This is a genomic window from Streptococcus mitis, from assembly GCF_965111725.1.
Classification (GTDB): Bacteria; Bacillota; Bacilli; order Lactobacillales; family Streptococcaceae; genus Streptococcus; species Streptococcus mitis_DV.
The window spans coordinates 1,053,775-1,070,708 of record NZ_OZ217341.1 but is presented as its reverse complement, the minus strand read 5'-3'; the positions used below and the strand labels follow the sequence as shown (position 1 = coordinate 1,070,708).

The window sequence follows — 16,934 nt, the reverse complement described above, 5'->3', positions numbered from 1 at the left end:
GAAACTTTCTTTTATACTCAATGAAAATCAAAAAGCAAACTAGGAAGCTAGCCGCAGGTTGCTCAAAACACTGTTTTGAGGTTGCAGATAGAGCTGACGTGGTTTGAAGAGATTTTCGAAGAGTATTAGAATCTTCTACAGAAGTTACCCTATGGAAAATCTAGCCTGATAGAGGAGCCTTCTTTTGATAAAATCGTAAAAATCTAGTATAATAGATAGAACTGAAAGTATGAGGTTACTAGCAATGAAAATGAAACAAATTAGTGATACTACTTTAAAAATCACGATGTCTTTAGAGGATTTGATGGATCGTGGCATGGAGATTGCTGACTTTCTTGTTCCTCAAGAAAAAACAGAAGAGTTCTTTTATGCTATCTTGGATGAGTTAGAGATGCCTGATAGCTTTCTAGATACAGGTATGTTGAGCTTCCGTGTGACTCCAAAACCTGATAAGGTAGATGTCTTTGTAACCAAATCAAAGATTGACCAAAATCTAGATTTTGAAGATTTATCGGATTTACCAGATATGGAAGAATTGGCTCAAATGTCGCCAGATGAGTTTATTAAAACTTTAGAAAAAAGCATCGCGGACAAAACCAAAGATGATATCGAAGCCATTCAATCTCTAGAGCAAGTCGAAGCCAAGGAAGAAGAGCAGGAGCAGGATCAACAAGAAGCTGAAGGCAAGAAAGAGCCCTACATCTACTACATCCTTTCTTTTGCTAAGTTGGCTGACTTGGTGGCTTTTGCCCAGACAGTGACTTTTGAGATGGAAACTTCTGAACTCTACAAGATGAACGAGCGCTATTATTTGACCATTTTAGTGGATATTGAAAATCATCCAAGTCCATATCCAGCTTGGCTCTTGGCCCGTATGCGCGAGTTTGCAGACGATAGTGATATCAGTCGTTCAGTTTTGCAAGAGTATGGCCAAGTCTTGATGAATCACGATGCTGTGCTCAATCTGCAAAAAATCGGATAATCATTTTTGGAAAGTTATTTTCAGATTTTAAGGAGAGCGAATCGTCTGATTCGTTTTTTCTTTTCTATACTGAAATAGTGAATTACTATAATAGGAATTTTCACAAAATTCTGTTATAATGGCTATATTAGAAAATTTCGAGGAGACAAACATGACAGTTAAAATTGCTTTACTAGGATTTGGTACCGTTGCAAGTGGCGTGCCTTTCCTCCTAAAGGAAAATGGAGAAAAAATCAATCAATCAGCACATTCAGAGATTGAGGTTGCTAAGGTATTGGTCAAGGATGAAGATGAAAAGAATCGCTTGCTTGCAGCAGGGAATGACTTTAACTTTGTAACCGATGTGGATGATATTTTGTCAGACCAAGATATTACTATCGTAGTGGAATTGATGGGGCGTATCGAACCTGCTAAGACTTTTATCACTCGTGCTTTGGAAGCTGGGAAACACGTTGTTACTGCCAACAAGGACCTTTTGGCTGTCCACGGTGCAGAATTGTTAGAAATCGCTCAAGCTAACAAGGTAGCACTTTACTATGAAGCAGCAGTTGCTGGTGGTATTCCAATTCTTCGTACTTTAGCAAATTCCTTGGCTTCTGATAAAATCACGCGCGTGCTTGGAGTAGTCAACGGAACTTCCAACTTCATGATGACCAAGATGGTGGAAGAAGGCTGGTCTTATGATGATGCTCTTGCGGAAGCGCAACGTCTAGGTTTTGCAGAAAGTGACCCGACAAATGACGTGGATGGGATTGATGCAGCCTACAAGATGGTTATTTTGAGCCAATTTGCTTTTGGCATGAAGGTTGCCTTTGATGATGTAGCCCACAAGGGAATTCGCAACATCACACCAGAAGACGTAGCTGTAGCTCAAGACTTGGGTTATGTAGTGAAATTGGTTGGTTCTATCGAGGAAACTCCTTCAGGAATTGCTGCAGAAGTGACTCCAACCTTCCTACCTAAAGCGCACCCACTTGCTAGTGTGAATGGCGTAATGAACGCTGTCTTTGTAGAATCTATCGGTATCGGTGAGTCTATGTACTATGGGCCAGGTGCGGGTCAAAAACCAACTGCAACAAGTGTTGTAGCAGATATTGTCCGTATCGTTCGTCGCTTGAATGATGGTACTATTGGTAAAGACTTCAACGAATATAGTCGTGACTTGGTCTTGGCAAATCCTGAAGATGTCAAAGCAAACTACTACTTCTCAATCTTGGCTCCAGACTCAAAAGGTCAGGTCTTGAAATTGGCTGAAATCTTCAATGCTCAAGATATTTCCTTCAAGCAAATCCTCCAAGATGGAAAAGAAGGTGACAAGGCGCGTGTTGTGATTATCACACACAAGATTGATAAAGCCCAGCTTGAAAATGTCTCAGCTGAATTGAAGAAGGTTTCAGAATTCGACCTCTTGAATACCTTCAAGGTGCTAGGAGAATAAGATGAAGATTATTGTACCTGCAACCAGTGCCAATATCGGGCCAGGTTTTGACTCGGTCGGTGTAGCTGTAACCAAGTATCTTCAAATTGAGGTCTGTGAAGAACGAGATGAGTGGTTGATTGAACATCAGATTGGCAAATGGATTCCACATGACGAGCGTAATCTCTTGCTCAAAATCGCTTTGCAAATTGTATCAGACTTGCAACCAAGACGTTTGAAAATGACTAGTGATGTTCCCCTGGCGCGTGGTTTGGGTTCTTCCAGTTCTGTTATTGTTGCTGGGATTGAACTGGCCAACCAACTGGGCCAGCTCAACTTGTCAGACCATGAAAAATTGCAGTTAGCTACCAAGATTGAAGGGCACCCTGACAATGTGGCTCCAGCCATTTATGGTAATCTCGTTATTGCAAGCTCTGTTGATGGACAAGTTTCTGCTATCGTAGCAGACTTCCCAGAGTGTGATTTCCTAGCCTACATTCCAAACTATGAATTGCGTACTCGAGACAGTCGTGGTGTCTTGCCTAAGAAATTGTCTTACAAGGAAGCTGTTGCGGCTAGTTCTATCGCCAATGTGGCGGTTGCAGCCTTGTTGGCAGGAGACATGGTGACCGCTGGGCAAGCAATCGAGGGAGACCTCTTCCACGAGCGCTACCGTCAGGACTTGGTGAGAGAATTTGCGACGATTAAACAAGTAGCCAAAGAAAATGGTGCCTATGCAACCTACCTCTCTGGTGCTGGGCCGACAGTTATGGTTTTGGCTTCTCATGACAAAATGCCGGCGATTAAGGCAGAATTGGAAAAGCAACCCTTCAAAGGAAAACTGCATGACTTGAAGGTTGATACCCAAGGTGTCCGTGTAGAAGCAAAATAAAGAATAGAAGATAGGATGGGGAAACTCTCGACCAGAGGGCTTCCTATCCTTTTTTTGAAAAGAAGTCTAGTTAAAAACGTGATAAAGTCTAGTGGTATCATTCAACATGAGACACACATCTAATTTGGTAGAGCTCACGTCTAAACCGACAAAACATTTCATTAAGGAAAATCTCCTTTCCATTAGATTTGGAAGTTTTCTTGACTACTGTAAGGTTTCCCAGAAACACCTTGTCCCAACATCCTCGCATAAGAGAATCCTTATCACAGCCTGACAGAGCCGCCTGCATCCTACTAGATGCAGAAGTCAAGCTGTGGAAACAGCTAGTGTGTTGGAAGTTTGAACAAGGCTTGGGTAACAGCCTTTTTAATGAAGTCCAAGCAACAAGGAGAAAAAGAAACAACCATGAGTCCATTCCATGACTCTATTGTTCTAGAAAACCTTGCAATAGTCAAGTGATAGCAAATAAAACTTGGGATTGAAATATCCCCATGATTATATATTACGAGGAGAAATAAAGATGGCAGAAATTTATCTAGCAGGTGGTTGTTTTTGGGGCTTAGAGGAGTATTTTTCACGTATTTCTGGAGTGCTAGCAACCAGTGTTGGCTACGCTAATGGGCAAGTCGAAACGACCAATTATCAGCTGCTTAAGGAAACAGACCATGCAGAAACGGTTCAAGTGATTTACGATGAGAAGGCAGTGTCACTCAGAGAGATTTTACTTTATTATTTCCGTGTTATTGATCCATTATCAGTCAATCAACAAGGGAATGACCGTGGACGTCAGTATCGGACCGGTATATATTACCAGGATGAAGCAGACTTGCCAGCTATCTACACAGTGGTGCAGGAGCAGGAGCGCATGCTTGGTCGAAAGATTGCAGTAGAGGTGGAGAAACTTCGTCACTATATTTTAGCTGAAGATTACCACCAAGACTATCTTAAGAAAAATCCTTCTGGTTACTGTCATATCGATGTGACCGATGCTGATAAGCCATTGATTGATGCCTCTAACTATGAAAAGCCTAGTCAAGAGGTGTTAAAGGGCAGTTTATCTGAAGAATCCTATCGTGTTACCCAAGAAGCTGCTACAGAGGCTCCATTTACCAATGCCTATGACCAAACCTTTGAAGAAGGGATTTATGTAGATATTACGACGGGTGAGCCACTCTTTTTTGCCAAGGATAAGTTTGCCTCAGGTTGTGGTTGGCCAAGTTTCAGCCGTCCGATTTCCAAAGAGTTGATTCATTATTACAAAGACATGAGCCATGGAATGGAGCGAATCGAGGTTCGTTCTCGGTCAGGAAATGCTCACTTGGGTCATGTTTTCACAGATGGACCTCGGGAGTTAGGTGGCCTCCGTTACTGTATCAATTCGGCTTCCTTGCGTTTTGTGGCCAAGGATGAGATGGAAGAAGCAGGATATGGCTATCTACTGCCATACTTAAACAAATAAAACAGAGAGGGTGGGTACTTCCCACTTTCTTCATTTCTAGAATACGAATAGAAGGGATTTATGAAACACCTATTATCTTACTTCAAACCCTACATCAAGGAATCAATTTTAGCACCCTTGTTCAAGCTACTTGAAGCTGTGTTTGAACTCTTAGTTCCCATGGTGATTGCTGGGATTGTTGACCAATCCTTGCCCCAGAGGGATCGAGGTCATCTCTGGATGCAGATTGGCCTGCTCCTTATATTTGCAGTGATTGGCGTTTTAGTGGCCTTGATAGCCCAGTTTTACTCAGCTAAGGCTGCGGTAGGTTTTGCTAAGGAATTGACAAACGATCTTTATTGTCATATTTTGTCTTTACCTAAGGACAGTAGAGACCGTTTGACAACTTCTAGCTTGGTGACTCGCTTGACTTCGGACACCTACCAGATTCAGACTGGTATCAACCAATTCCTGCGTCTTTTTTTGCGAGCGCCTATTATTGTTTTGGGGGCTATCTTTATGGCCTATCGAATCTCAGCTGAGCTGACTTTCTGGTTCTTGGTCATGGTTGTCATTCTGACCATTGTTATTGTAGGGCTCTCTCGATTAGTCAATCCTATCTACAGTAGTCTCAGAAGGAAAACGGACCAGCTTGTTCAGGAAACGCGCCAGCAATTACAAGGGATGCGGGTCATCCATGCTTTTGGTCAGGAAAAACGAGAGTTACAGGTTTTTCAAACCCTTAACCAAGTTTATGCCAGATTGCAAGAAAAAACAGGTTTCTGGTCTAGTTTATTAACCCCTCTGACTTATCTGATTGTCAATGGAACTCTCCTCGTCATCATCTGGCAGGGCTATATTTCTATTCAAGGAGGTTTACTCAGTCAAGGTGCCCTGATTGCCCTTATCAACTACCTCTTGCAGATTTTGGTAGAATTGGTCAAGCTAGCTATGCTGATAAATTCCCTCAACCAGTCCTACATCTCAGCTAAGCGAATCGAGGAGGTCTTTGAGGAATCTCCCGAAAACATCCATTCAGAATTAGAACAAAAGCAAGTTACCAGTGATCGGGTTTTACAAGTCCAAGAATTGACTTTTACCTATCCTGATGCGGCCCAGCCTTCTCTGAGAGACATTTCCTTTGATATGACTCAAGGACAAATCCTTGGTATCATTGGGGGGACTGGTTCTGGTAAATCAAGCTTGGTGCAACTCTTACTTGGACTTTATCCAGCAGACAAGGGGAGTATTTACCCTTATCGAGATGGACGTAGTCCTCGTAATTTAGAGGAGTGGCGGTCTTGGATTGCCTATGTACCCCAAACAGTCGAACTCTTTAAAGGAACCATTCGTTCCAACTTGACTCTAGGTTTAGATCAAGAAGTAACGGACCAAGAACTCTGGCAGGTCTTGGAAATTGCGCAAGCTAAGGATTTTGTCAGTGAAAAGGAAGGACTCTTGGATGCCCTAGTTGAGGCAGGAGGACGAAATTTCTCAGGTGGACAAAAACAAAGGCTGTCTATTGCTCGCGCAGTCTTGCGCCAAGCTCCATTTCTTATCCTAGATGATGCGACCTCGGCACTGGACACCATCACTGAGTCCAAGCTCCTGAAAGCTATCCGAGAAAACCTGCCAAATACAAGTTTAATCTTGATCTCTCAACGAACCTCAACACTTCGGATGGCAGACCAGATTCTCCTCTTGGAAAAAGGGGAGCTCCTAGCTATTGGCAAGCACGAGGACTTGATGAAATCGAGTCAAGTTTATCGCGAAATCAATGCATCCCAACATGGAAAGGAGGACTAGCATGAGACGACAAACTGTAAATCAAACACTCACACGTTTGGCCAAAGATTTAGCAAGCCATCCCTTCCTTCTTTTTCTAGCCTTTCTAGGAGCTATTGCCCAGGTTGGCTTATCGATTTACCTACCTATCTTGATTGGGCAGGTCATCGACCAAGTTCTAATAACTGACTCTTCACCAGTTTTTTGGCAAATTTTCATTCAGATGATCTTGGTAGTCATAGGAAATACCGTAGTTCAATGGGTCAATCCTCTTCTCTATAATCGCCTAATTTTCTCTTATACTAAAGACTTGCGAGAGCGAATCATCCATAAACTCCATCATTTACCGATTGCTTTCGTGGATCGGCGAGGTAGTGGAGAGATGGTCAGTCGTGTAACCACGGACATTGAACAGTTAGCAGCTGGTTTGACCATGATTTTTAACCAATTTTTCATTGGCATCTTGATGATTTTGGTTAGTATTCTAGCCATGCTTCAAATTCACCTCCTCATGACCCTCTTGGTCTTGCTGTTGACGCCACTGTCTATGGTGATTTCACGCTTTATTGCCAAGAGATCCTATCATCTCTTCCAAAAGCAAACAGAGACCAGGGGAATTCAGACTCAGTTGATTGAAGAATCGCTTAGTCAGCAGACTATTATTCAGTCCTTTAATGCTCAGGAAGAATTTATCCAAAGGCTACACGAGGCTAATGCCAATTACGCAGGTTATTCTCAGTCAGCCATCTTTTATTCATCAACGGTCAATCCTTCGACTCGCTTTGTCAATGCACTCATTTATGCTCTTCTTGCTGGAGTAGGAGCTTATCGTATCATGATGGGCTCCACCTTGACCATTGGGCGTTTAGTGACCTTCTTGAACTATGTTCAACAGTACACCAAGCCTTTTAACGATATTTCTTCAGTGCTAGCTGAGTTGCAAAGTGCTCTGGCTTGTGCAGAGCGCGTCTATGCTGTTTTAGAAAGATCTGAGGTGGCTGAAACAGGCAAGGAAGTCTTAACCAGTGACCAAGTTAAGGGAGCTATTTCTTTTAGACATGTCTCTTTTGGCTACAATCCTGAAAAGATTTTGATTAAGGATTTATCTATTGATATTCCAGCTGGTAGCAAGGTGGCTATCGTTGGTCCGACAGGTGCTGGAAAATCAACCCTTATCAATCTCCTCATGCGGTTTTATCCCATTAACTCAGGAGATATCATGTTAGATGGTCGTTCCATTTACGACTATACCCGAGCGTCATTGAGACAGCAGTTTGGCATGGTGCTACAGGAAACCTGGCTCAAGCAAGGGACCATTCATGACAATATTGCCTTTGGCAATCCTGATGCTAGTCGGGAGCAGGTGATTGCTGCTGCCAAAGCAGCCAATGCCGACTTTTTCATCCAACAGTTACCTCAAGGCTATGATACCAAGTTGGAAAATGCTGGAGAATCTCTCTCTGTCGGTCAAGTACAGCTCTTGACCATTGCCCGAGTTTTTCTAGCTATTCCCAAGATTCTTATCTTAGACGAGGCGACTTCTTCCATTGATACACGGACAGAAGTACTGATTCAGGATGCCTTTACCAAACTCATGAAGGGGCGCACAAGCTTTATCATTGCTCACCGTTTGTCAACCATTCAGGATGCGGATTTGATTCTTGTCTTGGTGGATGGCGACATTGTTGAGTATGGGAACCATCAGGACCTTATGGCTAAGAAGGGCAAGTATTACCAAATGCAGCAAGCTGCAGCTTTTAGTTCTGAATAATCCTTTCTAATTTCGAACTATTATAGATAAAAAAGTTGCCTTCGGGTGACTTTTTTGTTACAATAGCTAGAAAAATTGTTCACTGTAAATTGTCTTTTAGAAAAGGAGCCTATAATGAAAGTCTATCAGCGTGTAAATATCGTGACTTGTGACCAAGATTTCCATGTTTATCTGAATGGAATCTTAGCAGTTAAGGATTCTCAAATCGTCTATGTTGGTCAAGAGAAGTCAGAGATTTTAGAGCAAGCTGAGCAGATTATAGACTATCAGGGAGCCTGGATTATGCCTGGTTTGGTCAATTGTCACACCCATTCTGCTATGACAGGATTGAGAGGAATCCGAGATGATAGCAATCTCCATGAATGGCTCAATGACTATATCTGGCCTGCAGAAGCAGGATTTACTCCCGACATGACTACAAGAGCGGTTAAAGAAGCTATGATAGAGATGCTCCAGTCGGGAACAACAACCTTTAACGATATGTATAATCCCAATGGTGTGGATATTGAACGGATTTATCAGGCAGTGAAAACTTCCAAGATGCGTTGTTATTTCTCACCGACTCTTTTTTCTTCAGAGGCAGAGACAACTGCTGAGACCATAAGCAGAACTCGAGCAATCATTGAGGAAATTATTGGATATAAAAATCCAAATTTCAAGGTGATGGTAGCCCCACATTCTCCCTACAGCTGTAGTAGAGACTTGCTGGCAGAAAGTTTAGATCTGGCAAAAGAGTTGAATATTCCTATCCATATCCACGTGGCGGAGACCAAGGAGGAGTCTGGAATTATCCTGAAACGATACGGCAAACGTCCCCTCGCATTTCTAGAAGAATTGGGTTACTTAGATCATCCGTCTGTCTTTGCTCACGGGGTAGAATTAAACGAACGAGAAATTGAACGCTTGACAACCTCTCAAGTGGCTATTGCGCACAATCCTATCAGTAACCTCAAACTGGCTTCAGGGATTGCTCCCATCATCCAACTGCAAAAAGTAGGAGTAGCAGTCGGTATTGCGACTGACTCGGTTGCTTCTAATAATAATTTAGACATGTTTGAGGAAGGGCGAACTGCAGCCCTTCTTCAGAAGATGAAAAGTGGAGATGCCAGCCAATTTCCTATCGAAACTGCTCTCAAAGCTCTAACGATAGAAGGGGCTAAGGTTCTTGGAATGGACGAACAGATAGGAAGTCTGGAAGTCGGCAAGCAAGCAGATTTTCTGGTCATCCAACCACAAGGGAAAATCCATCTTCAACCCCAAGAAAATATGCTCTCTCACCTGGTCTATGCTGTCAAGTCCAGTGATGTAGATGATGTCTATATTGCCGGAGAACAAGTAGTTAAGCAAGGTCAAGTCCTAACAGTAGAACTTTAAAAGAAAAATCACGAAAAATTTTAAAAAAAGTTTGTAAAAATCTTGCATTCTTTTTTTGACTATGCTATACTTATATACGGTTTGAAAAAACTGCCTAAGACAGTAGGGGAGCTCGACTCATAAGGATCCTACCGAGGACAAAACGTATCATGTAAAAAGAAGCGTATTGTACTTTCGTGTCTAGGTTTGGGCGCGTTTTTCTTTTGAAAAATTTCCCCAAGCAAAATAATAACGGAGGTGAACACACTAATGAGTGAAGCAATTATTGCTAAAAAAGCGGAACTAGTTGACGTAGTAGCTGAAAAAATGAAAGCTGCTGCATCTATCGTCGTTGTAGATGCTCGTGGTTTGACAGTTGAGCAAGATACAGTTCTTCGTCGTGAGCTTCGTGGAAGCGAAGTTGAGTATAAAGTTATTAAAAACTCAATCTTGCGTCGTGCAGCTGAAAAAGCTGGTCTTGAAGATCTTGCATCTGTATTCGTTGGACCATCTGCAGTAGCATTTTCTAACGAAGATGTTATCGCACCAGCGAAAATCTTGAACGATTTTGCTAAAGACGCTGAAGCACTTGAAATTAAAGGTGGTGCAATCGAAGGCGCTGTCGCATCTAAAGAAGAGATTCTTGCACTTGCAACTCTTCCAAACCGCGAAGGACTTCTTTCTATGCTCCTTTCTGTACTTCAAGCGCCAGTGCGCAACGTTGCTCTTGCAGTCAAAGCGGTTGCAGAAAGCAAAGAAGACGCAGCTTAGTCTTAAGCTACGCAGCGTAGCCTAGCTACGAAAAAACTATTATAAAAATTAAAACTTATTTGGAGGAAATAACAATGGCATTGAACATTGAAAACATTATTGCTGAAATTAAAGAAGCTTCAATCCTTGAATTGAACGACCTTGTAAAAGCTATCGAAGAAGAATTTGGTGTAACTGCAGCTGCTCCTGTAGCTGTTGCTGCAGCTGGTGCTGCTGACGCTGGTGCTGCTAAAGATTCATTCGACGTTGAATTGACATCTGCAGGTGATAAAAAAGTTGGCGTTATCAAAGTTGTACGTGAAATCACAGGTCTTGGACTTAAAGAAGCTAAAGAACTTGTTGACGGTGCACCAGCACTTGTTAAAGAAGGCGTTGCAACTGCAGAAGCTGAAGAAATCAAAGCTAAATTGGAAGAAGCTGGAGCTTCAGTTACTCTTAAATAAGAGGCATATACCAATTAGAAATCGGAATACTATAGTATCAGCCTTTTAGAATCGTGAACACATTTTAGAAACTGATAAATTAATTTAGTTTCCTACCAAAAACCCTACCAAAAATTAATTTGGCAGGGTTTTTCTTTTTAACAAATTTATCGTGGAGAACAATTGAATATTGTTCTCCTTTTTTTATTTTCAGGAGGGAAAATGACAAAAGAATTACAATCATCACGCTATATTGTCATTTCATTTTTAGTACGTGAAATGGGAATTGATATTGTTGAAGCCATCTCTCTTATGGCTGAATTGGAAAAAAGTGGCTTGGTTCGATTGGAATCAAGTGGAGATTTAATACTCAAAGAACTTGGAGGAGCGCTATGAAACGAATTACCGCAAATCAATACCAAACTTCAGAACGGTATTATAAATTACCTAAAATTCTTTTTGAGGATGAGAAATATATGGATATGAAATTAGAAGTAAAGGTGGCTTATTCTATTTTAAAAGATCGTTTAGAATTATCTCTTAGTCGTGGTTGGATAGATGAAGAAGGGGCGGTTTATTTAGTATTTTCTAATTCTAAACTGATGAGGCTGTTAGGTTGTTCGAAGTCAAAACTACTATCAATCAAAAAAACTCTTAAAGAATATGACTTAATTGATGAAGTTCAACAGTCTTCAAGTGAGAAAGGAAGACTAGCTAATAAGATTTATTTAGGGGAGTTGTCTTCTACCCCAGTAGGTAATTCAAACAGGCCTAGTGTTAAAAAAAGACTAGGGCAGGTTGAAAATGAAACGTCCCCCGTCTTACATTCAGCCCCTAGTGAGACTGAAGTTAGTGAGACTAAATATAGTGAGACTGATTCTTTATTTATTGAGGATGAGGAAGAGAGGAATTCTCAACCTATCTTGAGAAGAAAAGTAGAAAAGGTCACAAAATATGATCGAGATTATATTTGGGGATTGGTACAAGATCAATTTAGACGAGAAGGTTTTTCTGAAACAGCCAGTGATATAGCTATGACTGATTTTGAGAGAATCTATCAGTATGCTCTTGACAATGTTCGCTTTGTTAGAAGAGCGGAAGTACTTGCTGAATTTGTGTTTAACGGCTTGTATTCCGTTTGGAATAACCGTGTTAGAAAAGGAGGTGGTTAAATGTCGTCAATCGAGTGGATATTAGTTTTGCTCATTTTAATTTCAAGCGGTATGACTCTTTGGACATTGATAATCGATCAGAAAGGGGTGATAAAGAAATGAAATTTATTGATTTATTTTCAGGTATCGGTGGCTTTCGACTTGGAATGGAAAGTGTCGGACACGAGTGTATTGGATTTTGTGAGATTGATAAATTTGCTAGGAAATCTTATAAGTCCATTTTTCAAACGGAAGGAGAAATAGAATTTCATGACATACGAGATGTTTCAGATGACGAATTTAAAAAACTTAGAGGGAAAGTCGATGTCATCTGTGGGGGATTCCCTTGTCAAGCATTTTCAATCGCAGGAAGACGATTGGGATTTGAAGATACTAGAGGAACTTTGTTCTTTGAAATTGCTCGAGCGACCAAACAAATCCAACCACGTTTTCTTTTTCTTGAAAATGTTAAAGGCCTACTCAATCACGATAAGGGACGGACGTTCACCACAATCCTTACCACACTTGATGAGTTGGGGTTTGATGTTGAGTGGCAGGTGCTTAACAGTAAGGATTTTGGCGTTCCCCAAAACAGGGAGAGGGTGTTTATTATCGGACATTCTAGAAAGAAAGGTACCAGACTCTTATTTCCTTTCAGACGAGAAGGTCAAGCAACTAACTCTGAGATTTTAAAAACATTAGGGAATTTGAATCCATCAAAAAGTGGAATGAGTGGTAAAGTCTATTATTCAGAAGGTCTTGCACCAACCTTAGTTCGTGGAAAAGGAGAAGGATTTAAAGTTGCGATTCCTTGTATGACACCAGACAGATTAGAAAAAAGACAAAATGGTAGACGTTTCAAGGATAATCAAGAGCCAATGTTTACTTTAAATACTCAGGATCGCCATGGTATTGTCGTTGTTGGAGATTTACCAACTAGCTTTAAGGAAACTGGTCGCGTCTATGGAAGTGAGGGCTTATCTCCAACACTGACTACGATGCAAGGTGGAGATAAAATCCCCAAAATACTGATTCCAGAACCAATCCAATTTCTAAAAGTCCGAGAGGCAACGAAAAAAGGATATGCTCAAGCAGAAATAGGAGATTCAATCAATTTGGAAAGACCAAGTTCTCAGTATCGTCGTGGTAGAGTTGGCAAAGGTATAGCGAATACGTTAACAACTAGTGGTCAAATGGGAGTAGTAGTGGCTAGCTATGAAGGAGAAGATAAGCAAGTTTACCATGTTGCTGGTATTTTAATAAATGGACAATTTTACCGTCTGAGGATACGACGAATCACTCCTAAAGAGTGTTTTCGCTTGCAGGGTTTTCCTGATTGGGCTTTTGAAGCTGCTAGAAAAGTCTCTAGTAATAGTCAGCTTTATAAACAAGCTGGTAATAGTGTAACCGTTCCTGTGATTGCCGCAATCGCAAAGAAATTAAAAGAAATAGAGGAAAAAGATGAAAGCTTTAAATAAAGAGTCAATACTAGATTGTGATGAATTAGAAACAGAATTACATGATGCAGAAATCAGACAGCTGGATGAACAAATATTTTTGATGCCCAATTATCCATGTGAGTTTGAGGTGACATTTTTAGATGATTATCATAAAAAACACAACTACCCCCTATTTTACGAATCCTATCTTCAAAACATTATGGAATTCCTTGAAAGTCAGGATATAAAGAACGGAGCTGATGCCTTTGTAGATGATAATCAGAATCTTGTTTTTATTTTATATGGGCAAGGCTATCGAGCCGAGGGAAAAGAGGGAATACTTACAACCCAAGTAACTGTAAAAGCTTATGATGAAGACAAGAAATCGATTAACTTCTCAAATTTATTAGATTCCTTAATTGTCTCAGAATATAAAATGGAACCGAATCTTTGGGAGGTCTCCCATGATTGATCTCTATCTAAGTAAAAATAGCCAAAGAAATCAACTTCTTTTAGACTTCTTCCAAAAATACGGCATAGAAGTATCTTGCCATTCAGTTTCTGAAATAACAAAGGACAAATTAATTGAGATGATGAGCTATTCTTCAGATTGTTTTGAATTTTTATCTCCCAATTTATTACGATTTAAGAACCGTGACAATCTAAGATTAACGGATTTCGTTGAGATGATCTTAAAAAATCCTGAACTAACCATCAGACTTCCTCTTGCGGTTTCAAATAAGAGAGTTTATCCAAATCTAAATTTGGAGGAAGCTAGAGCTTTATTGCCAAGAGATACGAAACAATTGATTTACATGGCACAAACACATTATTTATCTAACTAAAGGAGAAGCAATATGGCTGAACGATTTTGGGAGAACTTATCCATTATTTTGGCTGAAAGAAATATCAGCTGGATTGACTTAACCAGAAAAATGTTTGCGGGAGAGTTTCACTATCCAAGTGAATTGAATCGTTTGTATCAAAAGATACGCCACTATAAGATGGAACAACGAATGCCTCAAAGTCCATGGGTAGAAAGGATTGTGCAGGTATTAGATTTAGATTATGAAGATTTATTTCGGAGGTAACTATGAAAAGAATAATTCCAGTTTATATATTCCAACAAGTAAATGTCTTATTGGTATCTCTATACTTACTGAAATTTTTTTGTATCGGTGAGTTAACTATACTACAGATTCTCTATGGTGCGTCACTCATTTCATTTTTATGGATATATGGTCAACGTAAAAAAGCGCATAAGGTCAGTATGAAATCTAGGATGAAATGGCTTGGTATTGGATTAGCTAGCCTACTGATTATAAGTCTATGTTTTAGCTTAATCCATGCGCAAGGAAGCACGAATCAAGCAAACTTAATTGGCCTACAACATCAGGTTCCTTGGTTTTCATTTTTATTGTTCTTAATCAATGCGAGTATGGTTGAAGAATTTCTGTATCGAGAAATTTTATGGAACTTGGTTAGAAAATTAGATATTCGAGTTGCTTTGACAAGCGTTTTATTTGCCTTAGTACATCATCCAGGAACCATTCTAGCTTGGTGTTTATATGTTTCACTTGGGATGTTTTTAGGGATGGTGCGCTATAAATCTGACTTATGGGGAAGTATGGGTTTACATTTGGTGTGGAACCTACTAGTTTATAGTTTGCTGCTTGTTTAAAATAGGTGCTCTGTCTTACTTATAGATTCAGTTTGAAATAAAAAACTAAATGAATTGATTTTTAAGAAATAAAATGCTAACATGTATAGAAGATGTTAGCATTTTATTTCTAAGAAAGGAGAATGACATGGTTGATAAAAGAGAGAAACTGATGAACTCTTTCAATCAGTATGGTTTTTTAACTTTTAAACAAGTAATAGATGAAAATTTACACTACAAAACCTTATTGAAAATGGTTACAGAAGGAAAAATCGATGCTGAAGAAAAAGGGTTATATCGCTTACCTGATATTTATTTAGATGAGTGGTTTGTCCTTCAATATAGATTTCCAAAGGGAATCTTTTCTTTGGAGACAGCACTTTGGTTACATGGTTTATCTTTGACTATCCCTTTTAACATGACGATGAGTTTTCCTTATGGTACGAATACCAAAAACATTAAGGAAGCAGATATATGTCCTGTTATCTTACGCTCTCACTATAGTGAAGGAATTATTGAAATAGAGCGTCTTCCTGGCCAATTTATTAAAGTTTATGAAGTTGAACGAGTTTTGGTTGAGTGTCTAAGACCAGTTCATCAGGTGGATTTTCAAATTATTGCACCAGCGTTTAAGAAATATTTTCAACAGAATAAAATTCATTTACACAAATTATTTTATTATGCCAAGCTATTTAAAGTAACTGATAAGTTACAATCTTATACGGAGGTACTGTCTTAATGTTTTCAAATGCGAATAGCTTTAAAGCAAAAATCAAAAACATTTCAAAAGATAAAGGAATTCCAGCTCAACAAGTACAACAACATTATTTAATTGAGCAAGTGTTAAAGCTGATTTCTACTAGTTCTTATAGAGATTCCTTCATTGTAAAAGGAGGGTATCTAATAGGTCAAATGATTGGACTAGATAAGCGAACCACAATGGATTTAGATGTCACTCTGAAGGGAACCGAAATGAGCAGAGAAAATTTGATTCATATCTTTGAAGAGATTCTTTGTTCTAAAACTGATGGATTTTCATTTTCAGTAGATAAGCTAGAACCTATTCGCCAAGATGATGAATATGGAGGATTTTCATTAAAATTAAATGCAACTTTTGATACATTAAAGGAAGTTGTTTTTATTGATATTACTACTGGTGATAAGATCACACCAAGAGAAATTACTTATTCAATGACTTCTATCTTTACTAATGAAAGCATCAAGATATGGACATATAATCTAGAGACTGTACTTGCTGAAAAGTTAGAAACGATCATTAGTAGGGGATTAGCTTCGACACGCCCACGTGATCGATATGATCTTTTCACCTTGTATAAACTTAGAAAAGAAGAGATTAATCTTAAAGTATTAAAAAATGCACTTGAAAATACGGCAGAAAAACGTAAAAGTAAAGATACTATTTATAATTGGGAAGAACAAGTGAGAGGAATTGAAATTTCTGATTATCAGAAAGAGCTATGGATTCGTTATCAACGCCAATTTAAGTATGCTAAAGATATCTCATTTGATAACTCTGTTCAGGTTATTAGGGAAATTATGCAACAAATATTTTAGTACAAAAGTAACTCATTCGTAAAGCAGTGAGTTGCTTTTTTTATTCCAACAACCTCAAAAATGTGATAAAAATTTCAACTACTCTTATCTATAATAAAGCTACCTGTTCTTTGAAAATTGAATCCACTCCGTCTTGATTAGCGTGCCTGTGTAAGTAGGGACTGAGAGTATTTCCCTGTGAAGGGCAACTGGCACAAGACGTGTGTGAGAATTTTCTAACAGACACGGAGTTTATCGTTACCAGACTTAAACGATGCGACAAACTAGATAAAGGAGTT

General features: G+C 39.6%; 18 protein-coding genes, 1 pseudogene and 1 other annotated feature. Of the genes and pseudogenes, 18 read left to right on the top strand and 1 reads right to left on the bottom strand.

Annotation, left to right across the window (positions count from 1 at the left end; translation table 11 throughout):
- Window positions 1–244 precede the first annotated feature (244 nt).
- The 3 genes from mecA (at window position 245) to thrB (ending at window position 3,291) form a co-directional block, all read left to right on the top strand.
- A complete protein-coding gene (gene mecA / locus ACLV7Q_RS05310) occupies window positions 245–982 on the top strand; it encodes an adaptor protein MecA (protein WP_081529705.1) in 738 nt (245 codons plus the stop codon).
- 151 nt (window positions 983–1,133) lie between these two features.
- Window positions 1,134–2,420 carry a homoserine dehydrogenase gene (locus ACLV7Q_RS05305; protein ID WP_218758040.1) on the top strand — a complete coding sequence of 429 codons (1,287 nt, stop codon included), beginning with the start codon at window positions 1,134–1,136 and terminating at the stop codon, window positions 2,418–2,420.
- Window position 2,421: 1 nt separating this feature from the next.
- Window positions 2,422–3,291 carry a homoserine kinase gene (gene thrB / locus ACLV7Q_RS05300; RefSeq protein WP_050242142.1) on the top strand — a complete coding sequence of 290 codons (870 nt, stop codon included), beginning with the start codon at window positions 2,422–2,424 and terminating at the stop codon, window positions 3,289–3,291.
- A gap of 90 nt (window positions 3,292–3,381) precedes the next feature.
- Here the strand turns inward: thrB and ACLV7Q_RS05295 are convergent.
- A pseudogene (locus ACLV7Q_RS05295) lies at window positions 3,382–3,453 on the bottom strand (transposase); the annotation flags it as partial.
- 358 nt (window positions 3,454–3,811) lie between these two features.
- Here ACLV7Q_RS05295 and msrB point away from each other — a divergent pair.
- The 15 genes from msrB to ACLV7Q_RS05220 all read left to right on the top strand — a co-directional run bounded on the left by msrB (window position 3,812) and on the right by ACLV7Q_RS05220 (window position 16,656).
- Window positions 3,812–4,750, top strand: coding sequence for a peptide-methionine (R)-S-oxide reductase MsrB (msrB, locus tag ACLV7Q_RS05290; protein WP_218758041.1), 939 nt, complete (start codon window positions 3,812–3,814; stop codon window positions 4,748–4,750).
- A gap of 60 nt (window positions 4,751–4,810) precedes the next feature.
- Window positions 4,811–6,535, top strand: a complete 1,725-nt coding sequence (locus ACLV7Q_RS05285; RefSeq protein WP_218758042.1) for an ABC transporter ATP-binding protein — start codon at window positions 4,811–4,813, stop codon at window positions 6,533–6,535.
- A 1-nt stretch (window position 6,536) separates the two neighbouring features.
- The gene (locus tag ACLV7Q_RS05280; RefSeq protein ID WP_218758043.1) at window positions 6,537–8,285 is read left to right on the top strand and encodes an ABC transporter ATP-binding protein; all 1,749 of its coding nucleotides are present in this window, start codon (window positions 6,537–6,539) and stop codon (window positions 8,283–8,285) included.
- 114 nt (window positions 8,286–8,399) lie between these two features.
- Window positions 8,400–9,659, top strand: coding sequence for a TRZ/ATZ family protein (locus ACLV7Q_RS05275; protein WP_218758044.1), 1,260 nt, complete (start codon window positions 8,400–8,402; stop codon window positions 9,657–9,659).
- 75 nt (window positions 9,660–9,734) lie between these two features.
- Window positions 9,735–9,870, top strand: a sequence feature (ribosomal protein L10 leader region).
- Window positions 9,871–9,908: 38 nt separating this feature from the next.
- Entirely contained in the window at window positions 9,909–10,409 is a 501-nt protein-coding gene (rplJ, locus tag ACLV7Q_RS05270; protein ID WP_218758045.1) for a 50S ribosomal protein L10, read from the top strand.
- 74 nt (window positions 10,410–10,483) lie between these two features.
- Window positions 10,484–10,852, top strand: coding sequence for a 50S ribosomal protein L7/L12 (gene rplL, locus ACLV7Q_RS05265; protein ID WP_001196965.1), 369 nt, complete (start codon window positions 10,484–10,486; stop codon window positions 10,850–10,852).
- Between the two features lie 201 nt (window positions 10,853–11,053).
- Window positions 11,054–11,227, top strand: coding sequence for a hypothetical protein (locus ACLV7Q_RS05260; protein WP_000159607.1), 174 nt, complete (start codon window positions 11,054–11,056; stop codon window positions 11,225–11,227).
- On the top strand, window positions 11,224–12,003 hold the full coding sequence (locus tag ACLV7Q_RS05255; RefSeq protein ID WP_411863662.1) for a replication initiator protein A: 780 nt from the start codon (window positions 11,224–11,226) through the stop codon (window positions 12,001–12,003). The genes ACLV7Q_RS05260 and ACLV7Q_RS05255 overlap by 4 nt, the downstream gene beginning before the upstream one ends.
- A gap of 98 nt (window positions 12,004–12,101) precedes the next feature.
- Window positions 12,102–13,460, top strand: coding sequence for a DNA (cytosine-5-)-methyltransferase (dcm, locus tag ACLV7Q_RS05250; protein ID WP_218758111.1), 1,359 nt, complete (start codon window positions 12,102–12,104; stop codon window positions 13,458–13,460).
- Window positions 13,444–13,893 (top strand): hypothetical protein, encoded by a 450-nt coding sequence (locus tag ACLV7Q_RS05245; RefSeq protein WP_218758110.1) that lies wholly within the window; start codon window positions 13,444–13,446, stop codon window positions 13,891–13,893. Before dcm ends, ACLV7Q_RS05245 begins: the two co-directional genes overlap by 17 nt.
- The gene (locus tag ACLV7Q_RS05240) at window positions 13,886–14,266 is read left to right on the top strand and encodes a hypothetical protein (protein ID WP_218758109.1); all 381 of its coding nucleotides are present in this window, start codon (window positions 13,886–13,888) and stop codon (window positions 14,264–14,266) included. The genes ACLV7Q_RS05245 and ACLV7Q_RS05240 overlap by 8 nt, the downstream gene beginning before the upstream one ends.
- 12 nt (window positions 14,267–14,278) lie before the next feature.
- Window positions 14,279–14,512 carry a hypothetical protein gene (locus ACLV7Q_RS05235; RefSeq protein WP_000840768.1) on the top strand — a complete coding sequence of 78 codons (234 nt, stop codon included), beginning with the start codon at window positions 14,279–14,281 and terminating at the stop codon, window positions 14,510–14,512.
- Window positions 14,513–14,514: 2 nt separating this feature from the next.
- On the top strand, window positions 14,515–15,102 hold the full coding sequence (locus ACLV7Q_RS05230) for a CPBP family intramembrane glutamic endopeptidase (protein WP_411865992.1): 588 nt from the start codon (window positions 14,515–14,517) through the stop codon (window positions 15,100–15,102).
- Window positions 15,103–15,229: 127 nt separating this feature from the next.
- Complete coding sequence (locus ACLV7Q_RS05225; RefSeq protein WP_218758047.1) at window positions 15,230–15,820, top strand: type IV toxin-antitoxin system AbiEi family antitoxin domain-containing protein; 591 nt, start codon at window positions 15,230–15,232, stop codon at window positions 15,818–15,820.
- Complete coding sequence (locus ACLV7Q_RS05220; RefSeq protein ID WP_218758048.1) at window positions 15,820–16,656, top strand: nucleotidyl transferase AbiEii/AbiGii toxin family protein; 837 nt, start codon at window positions 15,820–15,822, stop codon at window positions 16,654–16,656. Before ACLV7Q_RS05225 ends, ACLV7Q_RS05220 begins: the two co-directional genes overlap by 1 nt.
- Window positions 16,657–16,934: the final 278 nt, after the last annotated feature.